This is a genomic window from Agrobacterium genomosp. 2 str. CFBP 5494 (assembly GCF_900013495.1).
Lineage (GTDB): Bacteria > Pseudomonadota > Alphaproteobacteria > Rhizobiales > Rhizobiaceae > Agrobacterium > Agrobacterium pusense.
In genome coordinates, this window is the sequence record NZ_LT009718.1 from 2,548,085 (window position 1) to 2,564,574 (window position 16,490).

Genomic DNA, 16,490 nt, shown 5'->3' on the forward strand with positions numbered 1-16,490 from the left:
GAAACGCCATGCCGGATACAGCCCCTCCCGTCATCACCCCACGCGGCGCGAAGATCGAGCCCTCGGCCGGCGCGCCTTTCGAGGCAGTGCGCGTGGCCCGCGATGTGCTGCACACGTCCCGTACGGCAGCACTCGCCACGCTCGATCCCGTCAGCGGTTATCCCTATACAACCGCGACCAATATCGGCATCGAGCCGGATGGCACGCCGTTCTTCTTCGCGGCCGGGCTGACGCTGCACGCCCGCAACATGGAAAGCGATTCCCGTATCTCGCTGACACTCGCCCCTTTCGGCAAGGGTGACGCGCTGACGCTGCCGCGCCTGACACTGGTGGGCAGGGCGGAACAAATCAGCCCGGATGAAGTGCCGATCGCCATCGCGCGCTACATTGCCCGCTACCCCAAAGCGAAACTTTATCTCTCCCTTCCCGACACAAGGCTTTACCGGCTGCGGACGGAAGGCGTTCAGATTAATGGCGGCCCGGCCCGCAACGCCAGCAATATCATCCCCGCCGATCTGCGGACCGATCTGTCAGGCGCAGAAGAACTGATGGCGGCGGCGGAAAGCGAAGCGACCCGCCTTAACGCCATCAAGGGCGAAGCAGCTCGGCTCGCCGTTCTAGCTGGCGCAAAGGCTGGCCGCTGGACGATCACCTCCATCGATCCGGATGGTATCGATTTCGCCTCGGCCAGCGATCTGGCCCGGCTTTGGTTTACGGAGCGGGTGACGACGTTGAAGCAGTTTGAGAAGGCGCTTGCTTCGCCGTTGAGGTGACGGACGCAAGCGATTCAAAAAACATGAAAATTGCGTCTACTTGGCATTTTGTGGCCATGTCGCCACGCCGCGCCGTCGCCCCGGACTAGATCCGGGGTCCAGCGCGATCAAGTCCTTGATCGCGAAAAACTCTTTTCACGGCGCAGACGCGCCGTGGCTGGATGCCGGGTAAAGCCCGGCATGACGGGGAGAGTTTTTGACCCCATCCTATCAAAAAAGGCCGGGCCGCATTCCGCGACCCGGCCTTTTCTTGAAGATCAGACTGATGCTCAGAGAGCAGCGGTGACGATGAATTCAACCTTGTAATCCGGCGTTGCCAGCGCGGCTTCGCTGGTGGCGCGGGCCGGCGGGTTTGCCGGGTCGATCCAGCCTTCCCAGACAGCGTTCATTTCGCCGAAGGTGGACATGTCGGAGAGGTAGATGATGGTCTGCAGGATCTTCGACTTGTCGGAACCGGCAGCAGCCAGCAGGCGGTCGACTTCAGCGAGAGCCGACTTGCTCTGTTCCGTCACGCTCGTACCTTCGCCAACCTGGCCGGCCAGATAAACGGTGTTGCCGTGAACGACGGCGCCGCTCATGCGCTTGCCCGGCTCGATACGCTTGATGGTCATGGAAAACTCCTGTTGATTGGCACTTGAAAAATAGAATGACGCGCGAAAAATCAGCCGCGCAGGTGATGGGTCTTTTCGTATATCGCCGTGGAGCGCGCGCCGGAACGGCAATAGCCGAGCATCGGGCGCTGCAATTCATCGAGCGCATCCACCATGCCGGCAACGGCATCGGCGTCGACGCCATAGCGGCCGACCGGCACATGCATGATCGTCAGGCCAAGCTGCTCTGCACGCTCGGCAATATCGGCAAAAAGCGGCTGACCGTCTTCTTCGCCGTCCGGGCGGTGGCAGACGATCGACTTGAAGCCGAGTGCCTTGATCTCATCCAGATCGGCGACGCTGATCTGTCCAGTCACCGAATATTCGTCGTCTATGCGCCTGATATCCATGTCATGCCTCCTGAAACCGGCGTCCGCGCCGCTGGCCGTCATCCTTAGAGCGTTTCCAGTAAAAGCGGAAACGCTTTTACGTCCGGACAACGCGTAAAATCAAAGAGCTAGATCGTTTTGGCGATTCGAAGAAAAGCCAAAACGATCTAGAAATCCGCATCCGATGTAAGCGGTCAAATCCCATGCGTCAATGATGCGCGGTCTTCATTCGGTACGGCTCAGAGGATGGAAAAGCGCAGACCGAAGGAACGGCTTTCCCCCGGCTGAAGAATATTGAACTCACCGGCTGCCTCAAGCTCGCTACGCCCCACCCATCGATGCGAAACCGGCTCGATGCCGAGCACGTTCGCCGGAGCCTGCTGGTTGCGCCACATCTGCAGATAGGGCAGCGTCTCCGTGCGAAAACGCACGGTGAGCGTCTTCCCGCCAATGGCCGCAATCGGGCCGAGTTTCAATTCCGCCCATTCAGTCTTGCCGGCCGACACGCAGAAAACAGTGCCCGGCTCCTCGCCAAAACGCCAGCCATGGCCGCCGCCATCCAGCATTGCGCCTTCAAGCCGCACCGCATCGTCAAACAGGCGAGCGCCGACATTCATATGGTACATCAGGAATACTGGGATCGGCCGCCCGGACGTATTGACGATCCTGTCATCGAGGCTGACCTCGCCGCTTTCGCCATCGATCTTCCATGTCCGTTCCAGCAGCGCCGTGCCGCCATCGGCAAGCTTCACGGGAACCTCGACGCGCGCCAGTGCATTGGACTCGAGAACATCGAACGCGGTGATCGTTGCGGGATGCGAGGAGAAGGAGCCATGCAAGGGATATCGACGCCCCTCGCGGTCACCATCAATCGGTTCGGGATGACGGATATGATCGGGACCACAGGTAAAAAGAAAGCCTTCAAGCGAGTGGTCGATACGCGCATCGCCATCATCGGGAATGGCGCGGCCGGGCGCGATGTCTATGCCATCGACGACGCAGGCGCCGATATCGAAAACGGAGGTCTCATCGAGGAAAATGCGTGGCGATCTGCCAGCCTGAAACGAACGCAAGACAACCTCCCTGTGGCAGTAAAAACGCATGGTTCACGGAAACGCTACTAACCGTGACGGAAATTAAGATTGCATTAACCGCGAATTCACCTTTTTCACAATAGGGTCAAGATTACGGTGTGTTTATCGGTGACGAAGCAAGGGATAGCAGAATCGTGAAACAGTTTCTTAACGCAGCTCTGGGCCTGACGATCGCCGTGGCGTCGATTTTCGCTCCGCTACAGGCTGGCGCGCAGCAGCGTTATGGCGAACAGACCATGCTGGTTACGCCGGATGGCCGCGTTCTCGATTTCATGCCGGAACGTGGCGACATCGTCATCAGCCGTGACGCGATGGGCCGTACCGTGTTCTACGACCAGTACGGCAACCTGCTGGCCACCGAAATGCCCTCCGGCTACCAGCAGCGGCAGCAGGTACGCCAGCGCGACACCACCTATTATCCACCCGCCCCCGGTGGCCAGTATCGTGAGCCGCCGCGCGACTACGGTTATCAGGACAACGGCAACGTGCGCGATTATCGCGAATATCGCGGCGATGGCTCCGATGAGAATCTCTACACCGGTTCCGTGCCAGCCCCCGGCGCGGTGGAAAGCGGCCCGCTCGGCCAGCCGATGCCGGAAGAAAGCACCACGGCCGCCGTTCCGCAACCGGACCACCTGATCGAGCGGCATACGCCGGTAACGACGCCGGTCAACCGTTCCCGCCAGGAAATCGTCGCGCTCCAGACCTTCCTCGACCGCGAGGGCATCTCCCCCGGCGTGATCGACGGGAAGATGGGCGACAATGTCAACAAGGCCATAGCCGCCTGGCAGGACATGACGGGCGAAAAGCTCGACCCGAACAATTCAGAAGACATTCTGGAGCGCCTGCGCGCCTCGGGCGGCATGCCGATTGTGGATTATACGATCACCGCCGCCGATGCCGCCGGCCCCTACGTGGCCTCCATCCCGGACGACTATGCCGAGAAATCGCAGCTGCCTGCCCTCTCCTTTACGTCGACCTCGGAAGCGCTGGCCGAACGCTTCCACATGGATGAGAACTATCTGAAAGAGCTGAACCCCGGCGTCGATTTCTCCGTGCCCGGCACCATCATCAAGGTCGTCAATCCCGGCGAGGCGAAGAAGGGGCAGGTCGCCCGCATCGTTGCGCATAAGGGTATCAAGCAGGTCTTCGCCTATGGCCAGGACGGCAATCTGATTGCCGCCTATCCCGCCACGATCGGCTCCACGGACACCCCCTCGCCAAGCGGCACCCATACGGTAGAGCGTATCGCGCTCAATCCGGGCTACACCTATAATCCCAAGATCAACTTCAAGCAGGGTCAGAACGACAAGATCCTGCAGATCCCGCCGGGCCCGAACGGTCCTGTCGGCACGGTCTGGATCGCCCTGTCGAAGCCGACCTACGGCATTCACGGCACGCCGGAACCCTCGAAGATCGGCAAGACGAACAGCCATGGCTGTATTCGCCTGACCAACTGGGATGCCACCGAACTGGCGAAAATGGTCCGTCCCGGTGTGGTGGTCGAATTCGCGGAATAAATTGACTGGAAGAAAAGGAGAAAGCCCGGTGGTCCGGGCTTTTTTAGTTATGACGTTTCAGTCGCGCTTTTCCGTCAGGAAATATAGCAGCGCGGCTACCGGAAGAGCAAAGCCGATCCAGGAGGCGGCTTGCCATTCGCCAACCGCATAGGCCCAGCCGCCAACGGCGGAACCAATTGCACCGCCCATGAAGAATGTCGCCATATAGATGCCGTTCAGGCGGCTGCGGAATTCCGCCCCCAGCGTGAAGATCGCCCGCTGCCCGAGCACCAGATTGGTGGTGACACCGAAATCCAGAACGATTGCGGCAACGACAAGAATGGCGAGCGCCAGATGCGATCCCTCAGGCGCAAGATGCGTGACGGCGAAAGAGAGTGCTACCGCCAGCAGTGCAAAGAATGTCGCCGCCCGCGTCCAGCCGCGATCGGCCATCCGCCCGGCAATCGGGGCGGCGACGGTGCCGGCCGCACCAGCCAGTGCGAAGAGTGCGATCTCACCCTGGCTGAGATTGAAATGCGGCCCACTCAGATAAAGAGGCGTCGTGGTCCAGAACAGGCTGAAGGCCGCGAAGAGAAAGGCATGATAGATCGCCCGCCGCCGCAGGACCGGCGTGTGAAGCGCCAGCCGGCCCATCGAAGCCATCAAGGCGCCATAGCTCAGCCGCGCTTCAGGCATACGGGTCGGCAGGAGCCGGAAAAGCACCACGGCAAGAAGCGCCATGACGGCCGCAGACGTCAGAAACACACCGCGCCAGGAGACAACTTCCGACAGAAGGCTGGAAACCGGCCGCGCCAGCATGATGCCGGCCATCAACCCGCTCATGACATTGCCGACCACCCGCCCGCGAATGGCGTGCGGCGCCATATGGGCCGCGTAGGGAACGATGACCTGCACCGCCACCGAACTGACCCCTACCAGGAAGGCTGCGATCAGAAACGGCGTCGCATGTGGCGCGAATGCTGCGGCCACAAGGGAAAGCACCGCCATGGAGACGGAGCCGACGACCAGCTTGCGGTTTTCCACGAGATCGCCGAGCGGCACGACAAACAGCAGACCGACACCGTAACCGATCTGTGTCAGGGTCACGATCAGCCCCGTCGCGCCAGCGGAAAGACCAAGCTCCGCACCGATGATGCCGGCAAGCGGCTGACCATAATAAAGATTGGCCGCGATCAATCCGCAGGCTGTCGCCAGCAGGAAAGTCAAAGCCGGGGAAATGGATGGTGCCTGAATATCATCCCCATCAATTACACGCGTCGTCATCATTTTCTCCAATATGGAAACAATCGTTTCCTAAATATTCACAAAATTACTCGGCAAGCCTCATGGCAATATCCACCACGGCCACCATGTCTTTAAGGCTCCGCCCTGTCTTTCCCACCACGCGCATACCGTACATCATGCACAGCATCGCCCGCGCAAGATCATCGGGATCGGCCTTGGACCGCACGGAACCATCCCTCTGCCCTTCGGCAACGAGGCGGGCGACGATCCGCTCCCTCGCCTTCACGGCCCTCTCGACCACAACGGCGATGTCGTCGTCCAGTGCCGCCAGATCGGCAGCGGCACCAACCACCAGACATCCGTCGGAGCCGACACCGCCGTGGGATCGTTCGGCGTAAAACATCAGCCCCGCTCTCAGCCGCTCATAACCGGTGTCGAAACCGGCCACAGCTGCCTCGAAACGCTCGGTCTGTATGATCCTGTAGCGCTCCATCGTCGCGATGAAGACGGCTTTCTTATCCTTGAAGGCCTTGTAGAGGCTACCCTGGGCCAGCTCCATCGCATCGGTAAGATCGCCTACCGAGGTGGCGTGATAACCGCGCCGCGAGAATACCTTGATCGCGCCATCGAGCGCGCGTTCAAGATCGAACTCGCGCGGGCGGCCGCGATGGCGCTGTTCCGGGGAATGGGGCTGGCTGAAATTGCTCATGAGCGGAATATAGGAAACGATCGTTTCCAAATCAAGCAAAAATTTCGCGCCATGAAGAGGTCGTGGGAGCGGCTCGTAAAGGCGCATCTTCTCCGCATTTTTGTGGGGCACCCATTTCACCAAACCGTCGCACCGTCGCCGCAACCGGGCGGGATTCGCAACGCGAGGTCAGGCAGCCCTGCGTGTCACGAGACGTGCCAGGTGCGCAACGCGCCTGGGAAGTCTTTTCGGCAGGAGGTTGATGACTTCTTCGGCAAAGGCCGCCGCATTTTCTACCGCCTTGTCGATATTGCTAACCTTCTTGCCATCCAGACAGAGAAGCGTGCCGCCATAGTCGAAAATATCGCGATAGGCCGCCCGCTCGACAATCGCCGTGTTGAGCACGGAGACGTTTTTTTCCGCCAGCAGCATCTTGACGAGCAACAGCGAACGCGTTGCCACCATGGCGTTGACCCGTGTCAGCACGATGGAATGGGCGATCGCCTTACCCATCTTGCGGTTCAGGAATTCGATGTGATCGAGAACTTCGGCAGCGCCACGCGCATCCATGGCCGATCCCTGTACCGGAATCAGAACATGATCGGAGATACCGAGCGCCATGGTCAAAAGCGGCGTTTTTGCGCCGGGCAGGTCAATGATGAAACAGTCTGTATTGGCCCGGTTTTCGCGAATGTGGCCTTCAAGCGAAGCCATCGTCACATGCGAAATCACTGACAGGTTTTCTACCATGCCCGAGAGTTCGCACCAGCGGGAAATCCACAATTGCGGATCGGCATCCAGAACCGTCACCCGATGGCCGCTACGGGCGAGTTCGGTCGCCAGAAGCAGCACGGCCGTGGTTTTTCCGGCGCCGCCCTTGGTATTGGCGAAAGTGATGACTGACATGATACCCCCTGTTTGTCAGAGCCGTTTCATGCTCATTCACGCACCGACGCACTTCATGGTGCTTTCCATAATCTTAACGAACAGGGTTAATAAAACGCTAATAACGATTACGCCGCGGAACAAAAAGCCCGCGATGGCGTCGCGGGCTTCATAGATTAGAGGTCGTATGGTCGCTCGGCACCGATGCGGGGTACAGCGTCGCCGCAGGTTTCTTCTCCCCGCCGGGGAGAAGAAACAAGCGGCACCCTCTCAACCTCTCACAAACCCGGCGATCAAAGGTAACTCCTTAAAAGCAAGCCTCAAAAAGTGCCTTGGTATTCTCAAGCGTCATCGGCACCGGATTGCCACCGCAGCTCGGGTCCTTGATCGCTTCCGCCGCCAGTTCGTCGATACGATTCGGCTTGATGCCCATGGCGGTGAGGTTCTCAGGCACGCCGAGTTCCCTGCGAAGCTCCAGCACGTAATCGTAGAAACCATCAAAGCCGCCGGAGATACCGAGATAGGCGGCCGCGCGGGCAATCTTGTCCTCGATGGCAGGACGGTTGAAGCGCAGCACGGCCGGCATGACGACGGCATTGGTCATGCCGTGATGGGTGTTGTAGACAGCGCCGATCGGATGCGAGAGCGAATGGATGGCCCCCAGCCCCTTCTGGAAGGCAACCGCCCCCATGGCCGCCGCCGCCATCATGTTGGTGCGCGCTTCGATATCCGTGCCGTCCTTATAGGCGCGCGGCAGGAATTCCTTGACGAGACGCAGACCCTCCAGCGCCACACCGGCGCTCATGGGATGATAAAAGGGCGAGGAATAGGCCTCCAGGCAATGGGCGAAAGCATCCATGCCCGTGCCAGCCGTGATGACCTTCGGCATGCCAACCGTCAGCTCCGGATCGCAAATGACGACGCCGGGCAAGAGCTTCGGATGGAAGATGATCTTTTTCACATGCGTCTGCGAATTGGTGATGACGCTGGCGCGACCGACTTCCGAACCGGTGCCGGCCGTCGTTGGAACCGCGACAATGGGCGCGATCTTTGAGGCGTCCGCGCGGGTCCACCAGTCGCCAATATCCTCGAAATCCCAGACCGGGCGGGTCTGCCCGGCCATGAAGGCGATGGTCTTGCCAAGATCGAGGCCCGAGCCGCCGCCGAAAGCGACGACGCCGTCATGGCCGCCATCGCGATAAGCTTTCACACCCGCTTCCATGTTGATTTCGTTCGGGTTGGGATCGACCTCGGCGAAGATCGCCCGGCCGAGACCCGCCTCTTCCAGCACATCCAGCGCATGCGCGGTAATCGCCATATTGGCAAGGCCGCGATCCGTAACGAGAAGCGGCTTCTTGATACCAAGCGTCTTGCAGGCTTCAGCCAGTTCCTTGATCCGGCCACGGCCAAGCGTGACGGCGGTGGGATAGCTCCAGTTGGCGACGATATTCATTTCGTGACTTTCTTCAGATGGTAGGATTTCGGACGGGTCAGGTTCTGGAAACCGAGGACGGAGAGCGAACCGCCACGGCCCGTTTCCTTCACACCGGTCCAGCAAAGCGCCGGGTCGAGATAGTCCGCGCGATTCATGAACACGGTGCCGGTTTCGATTTCGCGACCGATGCGCCCGGCGCGGGCGGCATCCTGCGTCCAGAGCGAGGCGGTCAGCCCGTATTTGCTGTCATTCATCAGGGCGATGGCTTCGTCGTCGTTCTTCACCTTCATGATGCCCACCGCAGGGCCGAAGGTTTCTTCGGTCATGAACTCCATCGAATGATCGACATTGACGAGGACTTGCGGCGCGACATAGGCGCTCTCACCATCATCGGCAGGAAACAGCTTCGGATCGACCAGTGCTTTGGCCCCCTTCGAGACGGCATCGGTAATCTGCGCACGAACCACCTTGGCAAAACGCTTGCTGGCCATCGGCCCGAGCGTGGTTTCCTGCTCCAGCGGATTGCCGAGCTTGTAGTTCGAGACCCACGCGACCGACTTCTCGACAAAGGCGTCATAGAGGTTTTCGTTGACGTAGATGCGCTCGATGCCGCAGCAGCATTGCCCGGAATTATAGGTGGCGCCATCCATCAGCGTATCGACGGCGGCATCGAGGTCGGCATCCTCCATCACATAACCGGGATCCTTGCCGCCGAGTTCAAGACCTAGACCGGTGAAGGTGCCGGCAGCGGCGCGCTCGATCGCGCGGCCGCCTTCCACCGAACCGGTGAAGTTGACGAAGTTGAAAAGGCCCTCGGAAATGAGCGCCGAGGTCGTGCCATGGTCGAGGAAGACATTGATGAAGACATCGTCAGGCACACCGGCCTCGACAAAAGCCCGCACCATGCGCTCGCCGACCAGCAGCGTCTGCGCCGCATGTTTGATGACGACCGTATTGCCGGCCATCAAAGCCGGCGCGACGGTGTTGATCGCCGTCATGTAAGGATAGTTCCAGGGCGCTATGACGAAGACCACGCCATGCGCCTCACGCTCGATGCGGCGTTCGAAATTGCCGCTTTCCTCGATGACGAGCGGCGCCAACGCATCGGCTGCAATGGAGGCGACATAGTTGGAGCGTTCGTTGAAGCCTTTGAACTCGCCGCCATAGCGCACCGGACGGCCCATCATATGGGCAAGTTCCGGCACGACCTCGTCCACCATTTCGTTGAGGCGTGCGACACCTTTCAGAACCAGCTGAACGCGGTCCTCAAGCGGGCGTCGAGCCCAGTCCTTCTGCGCCTTGCGCGCCTTTGAAACGGCGGCCCGTGCCGCCTCCAGCGACATCGCCTCCCGCTCGGCATAAACCGAGCCGTCGATGGGCGAGATATTCTGGATCATGGTCATGATGTTTTCCCGTAATGATTAGGCTCTTTCGAAACCGCGCGCCACTTCCCAGTCGGTCACGCGGCGGTCGTATTCTTCCTGTTCCCACGCCCCGGCGCGGACGTAATGATCGATCACATCGTCGCCGAAGGCGCTGCGCAGCATTTTCGATCCGTCCAGAAACGCGGTGGCGTCACGCAATGTCTTGGGTATCTCGCGCACGTCCTTGCCGCCATAGGCATCACCGACAAATTCGGGCTCAAGTTCAAGTTTATTTTCGATGCCGTCAATGCCTGCTGCGAGCAGGGCGGCCATGGCGAGATAGGGGTTGAGATCGGAGCCGCCCACGCGGCATTCGATGCGGATGCCCTTGGTATCGGCGCCGCAGAGGCGATATCCCGCCGTGCGGTTGTCGAGGCTCCAGATTGCTTTTGTGGGCGCGAAGGTACCCGCCATGAAACGCTTGTAGGAATTGATGTACGGGGCGAGGAAATAAGTGATTTCACTGGCGTGGGCCAGCAGCCCGGCAACATAATGCCGCATCAATTGCGACATGCCGTGCTCCGCATCTTTGTCCAGGAACGCGGGCGTCTTCCCGTCAAGGCTCCACAGCGACTGGTGAATATGTGAGGAACTGCCGGCGGCATTGTAGTTCCACTTGGCGAGGAATGTCACCGCCTTGCCCTTGGACCAGGCGATCTCCTTGGTGGCGTTCTTGATGATCGCGTGCCTGTCTGCCATGGTCAGCGCATCGGCGTAACGAACATTGATCTCCGCCTGCCCCGCGGACGCTTCGCCCTTGGAATTTTCAACCGGAATGCCGGCCCCCTGCAGGCCCTTGCGCAGCGCCCGCATCACATCTTCCTCCTTGGTCGTCTGGAAGATATGGTAATCTTCATTATAGCCGCTGGCGAGGTTCAGCCCCTTGTAACCGCTGGCGCGCGCCGCGTCGAAAGTCTGGTCGAAGAGGAAGAATTCAAGTTCGGTCGCCATATAGGCCTTCAGCCCCATGGCCTCCAGCCGAGCCACCTGCTTCTTGAGAAGCGCGCGCGGCGAATGCGGAACCTCTTCGTGGGTGTGATGATCGAGCACGTCGCACAGCACCAGCGCCGTGCCTTCCAGCCACGGCACACGGCGCAGCGTCGAAAGATCGGGCTTCAGGACATAATCGCCGTAACCCTTCTCCCAGCTGGAGGATTTGTAACCGGGAACGGTCTCCATCTCCATATCGGTGGCAAGCACATAGTTGCAGCTATGGGTTTCCTCAAAGGCGCTTTCGACGAAGAATTCAGCCTGGAACCGTTTGCCCATCAGACGCCCCTGCATGTCGACAAGGCAGGCCAGAACCGTGTCGATGCGCCCTTCGGCGACATCCATTTTAAGCGCGTCAAATGTGTAGCTCGTCATTTTATCCGTTCCCTTTATTGTCGTGACCGGGCGGCCGGGTTGCGGCCGCCCGTTTGTTTAAGCATCAGGCCTTTGCAGCCGCCGCTGCCATGGCAGCCTGCTTGTGCTCCAGCGCGAATTCCTCTTCCGGCGAGAGGATGAGGCGATGACGGCCGATGAAAGCGAAATAGGCGATGGCGACCGCAAACCAGACGGCGACCCAGAGCACGCCCTTTGTGAAGTTCGGATCCTGGATCTGGTAAAGCAGCGTGACGATGGCGATGATGACAGTCAGCACCGCACCTGGAATGCCGAAGGGCGAACGGAACGGCCGCTCGATATGCGGCAGGTTCTTGCGGAGCAGGATGAAGGAAATCGCCTGCATGATGTAGGAGAACATCGCGCCGAACACAGCCATGTTCAAAAGCACGCTGCCGATGATGCTGCCACCCTGTTCCGCACCCAGCGCGAACCAGATGACCAGCATGACCGCAAGGCCGACGATCGCGCCGGTGATGTTGGCCACGTATGGCGTGCGGTATTTCGAGTGGGTGATCGACAGCACCGTCGGGAAATAACCCGCACGCGACAGCGAATAGATCTGGCGGCCCTGCGCATAGAGGATCGTATGGAAGCTGGCGATGAGGCCGGTAAGCGCGACGAGACCGAGCAGCACCACACCGCCATCGCCATAGATCGCCTTGAAGCCATCAAGCAGCGGCTCAAGCGAGGAGCTGAGATGGAAGGCGCCGACGCCCGGCAGCGACGGGTTGAGCAGCACGATCATGAAGGCCGAAACCATCAGCGTGACCATGCCAAGGATGATACCCTTCGGCATGTCGCGTTTCGGATCGACGGATTCCTCAGCCGCCAGCGGCAGCTGCTCGATGGCGAGGAACAGCCAGACCGCGAAAGGCAGCGTGGCGAGAACGCCCGAAAAACCGAACGGGAAGAACGAGCCACCGCCCTCCGGCAGTTCCACCGCCTTGCCATCAGGTCCGACGCCGATGTTGAGCGCAAAACGCGAAAAATCGATATTGGGAATGGCACTGATCCAGAAGAACACCAGAACGGCGAGCGAAATCAGCGTGATGACGAGCGTCACCTTGAAGGAAAGCTCAAGCCCGAAGACGTTGAGCGCAAGGAATATCGCGTAAAACGCTATCCACACGAAGGGTGAATAGGCCGGATCGAGGCCGAGAATGGAGTTCACATAGGCTGTGATGAAGGTGACGACGACCGCCGGCGTCAGCACGTATTCAACATTCTCGCAAAGACCGGTGATGAAGCCGCCCCATGGGCCCATGGCCGTGCGAGCGAAGGAATAGGCCGCACCCGTGTGTGGCAGCGCCGGGCTCATTTCGGCGATCGAGAATGTCAGCCCAAGATACATGATGGCGATGATGATGCCCGCCACCAGCATGCCGCCCCAGCCGCCAGTGGAGAAACCGAAATTCCATCCGGAAAAATGCCCTGATATGACCGCGCCGACGCCAAGCGACCAGAGCGACCACACGCCCGCATAACGGGATAGTCCGCGTTTTTCGAAATAGGATGCATCAGCTTTCTTGTAGCTGACGCCTGACGATGAACTGTCCATGCCCTTCTCTCCTGATAAGAAAAAAACAAGCCAGTCAGCCGTTATTGGCCGATTGTGCCCCAGTCTTCGGCGCCATCAGGAAACTCCCGGATCGCGCCGCACGCATCTGCTGTTCCCGTACCGCTTCGTTTTCCGGCTTCTTTGACCGGATGGCGGCAGTCTCCCTTCGATGCCTGACCCCGGTGTGTTCACCATCGGCCGGCCCCTGCTCCCTCACTCGTCGATCGATGCGAGTGCCTTCCCCATAAGCTCGTGTAGAAATGCGGCGATGTTCGCCTGCTCTCCTTCATCGGCGATCAGATCGTTGCGGATCTCGATCATGACGTTCAAAAGGCCGTCCGGTAGCGCATGAAGTCGCAACGTATGCGTCACGCCATCTTCCGGGCCATAAGGATCGTTGCGATTGACCGTGAGCGAGGCCCCTTCGGCGCCTGTCAGCATGGCGTCAGCGAGACGGCTGTCGGTATCATGCAGGATGCCGATCTCAACCTCGCGGAACCGGCCGTGATAAACCGGCGTGAAACTGTGGATGGTCACCACCACCACCTTGCGGCCGTTCGCCTGCCGCTCGGCGATGATCTCGCTCACCCGGTCGTGAAACGGCACATACAGCGCTGACGTTCGGGCAAACCGCTCCGCTTCGGTGAGGTCGAAATTGCCGGGAATATCATATACTTCGCTTTTTACCGGCATGGCGGACGGCGATTCGGGGGGCCTGTTGCAATCATAGACCAGGCGGGAAAACCTCTGATAAATGAGCGTCGCGTCGAGCTTCTCCGAAAGCAGACGGGCAACGGCCAGAGCGCCGGGGTCCCATGCCACATGACTTGAAAGAACCTCGGGCGACAGGCCGAGCGTGCTTAATCTTTGCGGGACGGTGGCCGAAGCATGTTCGCAGACGAGCAGGACATCGCCCGCCGCACCGGCATTCTCGATGCCAACGGCCTGCCCTTCCGCTTCTGTGAAAAACCGCGAACGCACCGTCATGCACGTACCCCACCCGGAAAACCGTCTTCCCTAACGGCGAAAAGAATTCTTCACATTATGGCGGGTGTCAAATGGAATTTTGAAATTTTCTCTTCATTTTTCCATTGACTCAATCACGGGCAGAGATGTTTATTTTAGCGCACACACCGGCAGAAAGACCGGAAGGGGAAAGATTTGCGCAACACCGCGGCCACCGTGTCGGACGTCATCCATGCCCATTACGACGCGCTGACACGTTCCGAAAAACGGCTGGCAGAAAGCCTGCTCGGCAATTATCCGGTGTCCGGCCTCGGCAGCATCACCACGATTGCCGAAAATGCCGGTGTTTCCACCCCGACAGTGGCGCGCATGGTGCAGAAGCTCGGCTATAAGGGCTATCCCGAATTTCAGGCCCATCTGCACCAGGAGCTGGAAGCGACGATCTCCGGTCCGGTGGCCAAACATGACCGCTGGGCAACCAACGCGCCGGGCCTGCACATTCTCAACCGTTTCGCCGACGCCATTACCGGCAATCTGCGCGATACGCTTGGTGATCTCGACACCGCCGTCTTCGACAATGCCGCCGCCCTGCTTTCCGACCGCAAGCGCAGCATCTACTTCGTCGGCGGGCGCATCACCGGTGCGATTGCCGAATATTTCTTCACCCACATGCAGGTGATCCGGCCGAAGACAACGCTGATGTCGTCCAACTCCAGCGCCTGGCCGCAATATATGCTGAATATGAGCGCCGGCGATGTGCTCGTCATTTTCGACATCCGCCGTTACGAGCACGATATGACGACACTGGCAGAGGTGGCCAAGGCAAATGGGGTGCAGATCATCCTCTTTACCGACCAGTGGACATCGCCGGTGGCGCGTCATGCGCTGCATATTTTCCGGGTCAAAATAGAGGCCCCGTCCGCGTGGGATTCGTCTGTCGTTACGCTTTTTGTCGTCGAGGCGCTGATCGAAGCGGTGCAGAGCAGCACGTGGGACGAAACCAAGGAACGCATGAACGCACTGGAGGGCCTGTTTGAACAGACACGCCTGTTCCGACGCCCTGACAGAACATGAATATGCGTAGCCGGCATACGACTTGACGTCGATGCCGCACGCTGATTGGATACCTGCGATCGCTACCAGCACGATAAAGCAGGGGAAAAACCAAGCTGGGGAACGCATCTGGTCTAACGGACAAAAACGGTCAACTCCCGCAATTGCTGGCAAAAAGCCCGATAATGGCGGAAAATGGGTTTAAAGTGGCGGAATCCGGATAAATGAATTGCCATCCAGCCGTCACATTAGCTTCATCGAGAATCCGTATCAGCGTCCGCAATATGAGAACACGAAGAGGAGAAAAAAGTGATCTCTCACTGCCGCCGACTGCTTGCTACGACCACCGCACTGGTTATCGCTTCCACCGCGATCGCCGCCGCTGAGCCGAGCGCCGAACTGATCGCCGCCGCCAAGAAGGAAGGCATGCTGACCACCATCGCCCTGCCGCACGACTGGTGTGGTTACGGCGACGTGATCGCCGCCTTCAAGGCGAAATATCCGGAAATCACCGTCAATGAACTGAACCCCGACGCCGGCTCCGCCGACGAAGTCGAAGCAGTCAAGGCAAACAAGGACAATAAGGGCCCGCAGGCGCCTGACGTCATTGACGTCGGTCTTGCTTTCGGCCCGCAGATGAAGGCCGAAGGCCTGCTGCAGCCCTACAAGGTCTCCACCTGGGACGAAATTCCTGACAACGTCAAGGATCCCGAAGGTTACTGGTACGGCGACTATTACGGCGTGATGTCGTTCTTCGTGAACAAGGATCTTGTCAAGGAAACGCCGAAGGACTGGGCAGACCTTCTGAAGGCTGACTATTCCGGTCAGGTCGCGCTTGCGGGTGACCCGCGCGCCTCCAACCAGGCTATCCTCGGTGTTCTCGCCGCCGGTCTTTCAACCGGAGCAAAATCCGGCAAGGAAGCCGGTGAAGCCGGCCTGAAATATTTCGCCGACCTCAACAAGGCTGGCAACTTCCTGCCGACTATTGGCAAGGCCGGTACACTTGCACAGGGTGCCACGCCGATTATCGTTGCCTGGGACTATAATGCGCTGTCCTGGAAGAAGACGCTGAACGACAACCCGCCGACGGAAGTCGTCGTTCCCGAGAAGGGCGTTCTCGCCGGTGTTTACGTGCAGGGCATTTCCGCTTACGCCCCGCATCCGAATGCCGCCAAGCTGTGGATGGAGCACCTCTACTCCGACGACGGTCAGCTCGGCTGGCTGAAGGGTTATTGCCACCCGATCCGCTTCAACGCCATGGTCAAGGCCGGCAAGGTTCCGCAGGACCTGATCGACAGCCTGCCGCCGGCAGCAGCCTATGAAAAGGCGATCTTCCCGACGCTCGAGGAAGTCGATGCCAACAAGGCGGCCGTCACTGGCGGCTGGGATAGCGTTGTCGGCGCGAACGTGAAGTAAATTGTTGAAAACGCACCCCGGCCGATCAAAGCCGGGGTGCTTCTTTTATAATATAGACCTTTATAGACAGACCGTTTGAAAACGGCGTT

At 59.5% G+C, this 16,490-nt stretch carries 15 protein-coding genes; 4 read left to right on the forward strand and 11 right to left on the reverse strand.

The window, feature by feature from the left end:
* Positions 1–8: 8 nt before the first annotated feature.
* Entirely contained in the window at positions 9–773 is a 765-nt protein-coding gene (locus tag AGR2A_RS12825; protein WP_072494650.1) for a HugZ family protein, read from the forward strand.
* Positions 774–1,042: 269 nt separating this feature from the next.
* On the opposite strand, the gene AGR2A_RS12830 is transcribed toward AGR2A_RS12825, so the two are convergent.
* From AGR2A_RS12830 to AGR2A_RS12840, 3 genes are all read right to left on the reverse strand, one after another.
* Positions 1,043–1,384: a RidA family protein gene (locus tag AGR2A_RS12830; protein ID WP_004442838.1), complete on the reverse strand. Its 342-nt coding sequence runs from the start codon at positions 1,382–1,384 to the stop codon at positions 1,043–1,045.
* 50 nt (positions 1,385–1,434) lie between these two features.
* Positions 1,435–1,773 carry a TIGR01244 family sulfur transferase gene (locus tag AGR2A_RS12835; RefSeq protein ID WP_003522797.1) on the reverse strand — a complete coding sequence of 113 codons (339 nt, stop codon included), beginning with the start codon at positions 1,771–1,773 and terminating at the stop codon, positions 1,435–1,437.
* 218 nt (positions 1,774–1,991) lie between these two features.
* Positions 1,992–2,825: an aldose 1-epimerase family protein gene (locus AGR2A_RS12840; protein WP_080822954.1), complete on the reverse strand. Its 834-nt coding sequence runs from the start codon at positions 2,823–2,825 to the stop codon at positions 1,992–1,994.
* A gap of 155 nt (positions 2,826–2,980) precedes the next feature.
* On the opposite strand from AGR2A_RS12840, the gene AGR2A_RS12845 reads away from it, so the two are divergent.
* Positions 2,981–4,366 (forward strand): L,D-transpeptidase family protein, encoded by a 1,386-nt coding sequence (locus AGR2A_RS12845; protein WP_006697737.1) that lies wholly within the window; start codon positions 2,981–2,983, stop codon positions 4,364–4,366.
* Positions 4,367–4,423: 57 nt separating this feature from the next.
* On the opposite strand, the gene AGR2A_RS12850 is transcribed toward AGR2A_RS12845, so the two are convergent.
* From AGR2A_RS12850 to AGR2A_RS12895, 8 genes are all read right to left on the reverse strand, one after another.
* Complete coding sequence (locus tag AGR2A_RS12850; protein WP_072494652.1) at positions 4,424–5,629, reverse strand: MFS transporter; 1,206 nt, start codon at positions 5,627–5,629, stop codon at positions 4,424–4,426.
* Between the two features lie 46 nt (positions 5,630–5,675).
* Positions 5,676–6,299 (reverse strand): TetR/AcrR family transcriptional regulator, encoded by a 624-nt coding sequence (locus AGR2A_RS12855; RefSeq protein ID WP_072494947.1) that lies wholly within the window; start codon positions 6,297–6,299, stop codon positions 5,676–5,678.
* A gap of 168 nt (positions 6,300–6,467) precedes the next feature.
* Entirely contained in the window at positions 6,468–7,184 is a 717-nt protein-coding gene (locus AGR2A_RS12860) for a ParA family protein (protein ID WP_072494653.1), read from the reverse strand.
* A gap of 286 nt (positions 7,185–7,470) precedes the next feature.
* Positions 7,471–8,616 carry an iron-containing alcohol dehydrogenase gene (locus AGR2A_RS12870; RefSeq protein WP_072494654.1) on the reverse strand — a complete coding sequence of 382 codons (1,146 nt, stop codon included), beginning with the start codon at positions 8,614–8,616 and terminating at the stop codon, positions 7,471–7,473.
* On the reverse strand, positions 8,613–10,001 hold the full coding sequence (locus AGR2A_RS12875) for an aldehyde dehydrogenase family protein (protein ID WP_072494655.1): 1,389 nt from the start codon (positions 9,999–10,001) through the stop codon (positions 8,613–8,615). Before AGR2A_RS12875 ends, AGR2A_RS12870 begins: the two co-directional genes overlap by 4 nt.
* Positions 10,002–10,019: 18 nt before the next feature.
* Positions 10,020–11,387, reverse strand: a complete 1,368-nt coding sequence (locus tag AGR2A_RS12880) for a glutamine synthetase family protein (RefSeq protein WP_006697733.1) — start codon at positions 11,385–11,387, stop codon at positions 10,020–10,022.
* A 64-nt stretch (positions 11,388–11,451) separates the two neighbouring features.
* Positions 11,452–12,966, reverse strand: a complete 1,515-nt coding sequence (locus AGR2A_RS12885) for an amino acid permease (RefSeq protein WP_022556629.1) — start codon at positions 12,964–12,966, stop codon at positions 11,452–11,454.
* 213 nt (positions 12,967–13,179) lie between these two features.
* Positions 13,180–13,953: an N-formylglutamate amidohydrolase gene (locus AGR2A_RS12895; RefSeq protein WP_072494657.1), complete on the reverse strand. Its 774-nt coding sequence runs from the start codon at positions 13,951–13,953 to the stop codon at positions 13,180–13,182.
* Between the two features lie 174 nt (positions 13,954–14,127).
* On the opposite strand from AGR2A_RS12895, the gene AGR2A_RS12900 reads away from it, so the two are divergent.
* The gene (locus AGR2A_RS12900) at positions 14,128–15,006 is read left to right on the forward strand and encodes a MurR/RpiR family transcriptional regulator (RefSeq protein WP_072494658.1); all 879 of its coding nucleotides are present in this window, start codon (positions 14,128–14,130) and stop codon (positions 15,004–15,006) included.
* A 288-nt stretch (positions 15,007–15,294) separates the two neighbouring features.
* Positions 15,295–16,401, forward strand: a complete 1,107-nt coding sequence (locus AGR2A_RS12910; RefSeq protein WP_006697730.1) for an ABC transporter substrate-binding protein — start codon at positions 15,295–15,297, stop codon at positions 16,399–16,401.
* Positions 16,402–16,490 lie beyond the last annotated feature (89 nt).

Coding starts and splice junctions, on each gene's coding strand:
- AGR2A_RS12895 (WP_072494657.1), bottom strand. CDS start 13,953: ATGACGGTGCGTTCGCGGTTTTTCACAGAAGCGGAAGGGCAGGCCGTT.
- AGR2A_RS12875 (WP_072494655.1), bottom strand. CDS start 10,001: ATGACCATGATCCAGAATATCTCGCCCATCGACGGCTCGGTTTATGCC.
- AGR2A_RS12825 (WP_072494650.1), top strand. CDS start 9: ATGCCGGATACAGCCCCTCCCGTCATCACCCCACGCGGCGCGAAGATC.
- AGR2A_RS12885 (WP_022556629.1), bottom strand. CDS start 12,966: ATGGACAGTTCATCGTCAGGCGTCAGCTACAAGAAAGCTGATGCATCC.
- AGR2A_RS12850 (WP_072494652.1), bottom strand. CDS start 5,629: ATGACGACGCGTGTAATTGATGGGGATGATATTCAGGCACCATCCATT.
- AGR2A_RS12860 (WP_072494653.1), bottom strand. CDS start 7,184: ATGTCAGTCATCACTTTCGCCAATACCAAGGGCGGCGCCGGAAAAACC.
- AGR2A_RS12835 (WP_003522797.1), bottom strand. CDS start 1,773: ATGGATATCAGGCGCATAGACGACGAATATTCGGTGACTGGACAGATC.
- AGR2A_RS12830 (WP_004442838.1), bottom strand. CDS start 1,384: ATGACCATCAAGCGTATCGAGCCGGGCAAGCGCATGAGCGGCGCCGTC.
- AGR2A_RS12880 (WP_006697733.1), bottom strand. CDS start 11,387: ATGACGAGCTACACATTTGACGCGCTTAAAATGGATGTCGCCGAAGGG.
- AGR2A_RS12855 (WP_072494947.1), bottom strand. CDS start 6,299: ATGAGCAATTTCAGCCAGCCCCATTCCCCGGAACAGCGCCATCGCGGC.
- AGR2A_RS12870 (WP_072494654.1), bottom strand. CDS start 8,616: ATGAATATCGTCGCCAACTGGAGCTATCCCACCGCCGTCACGCTTGGC.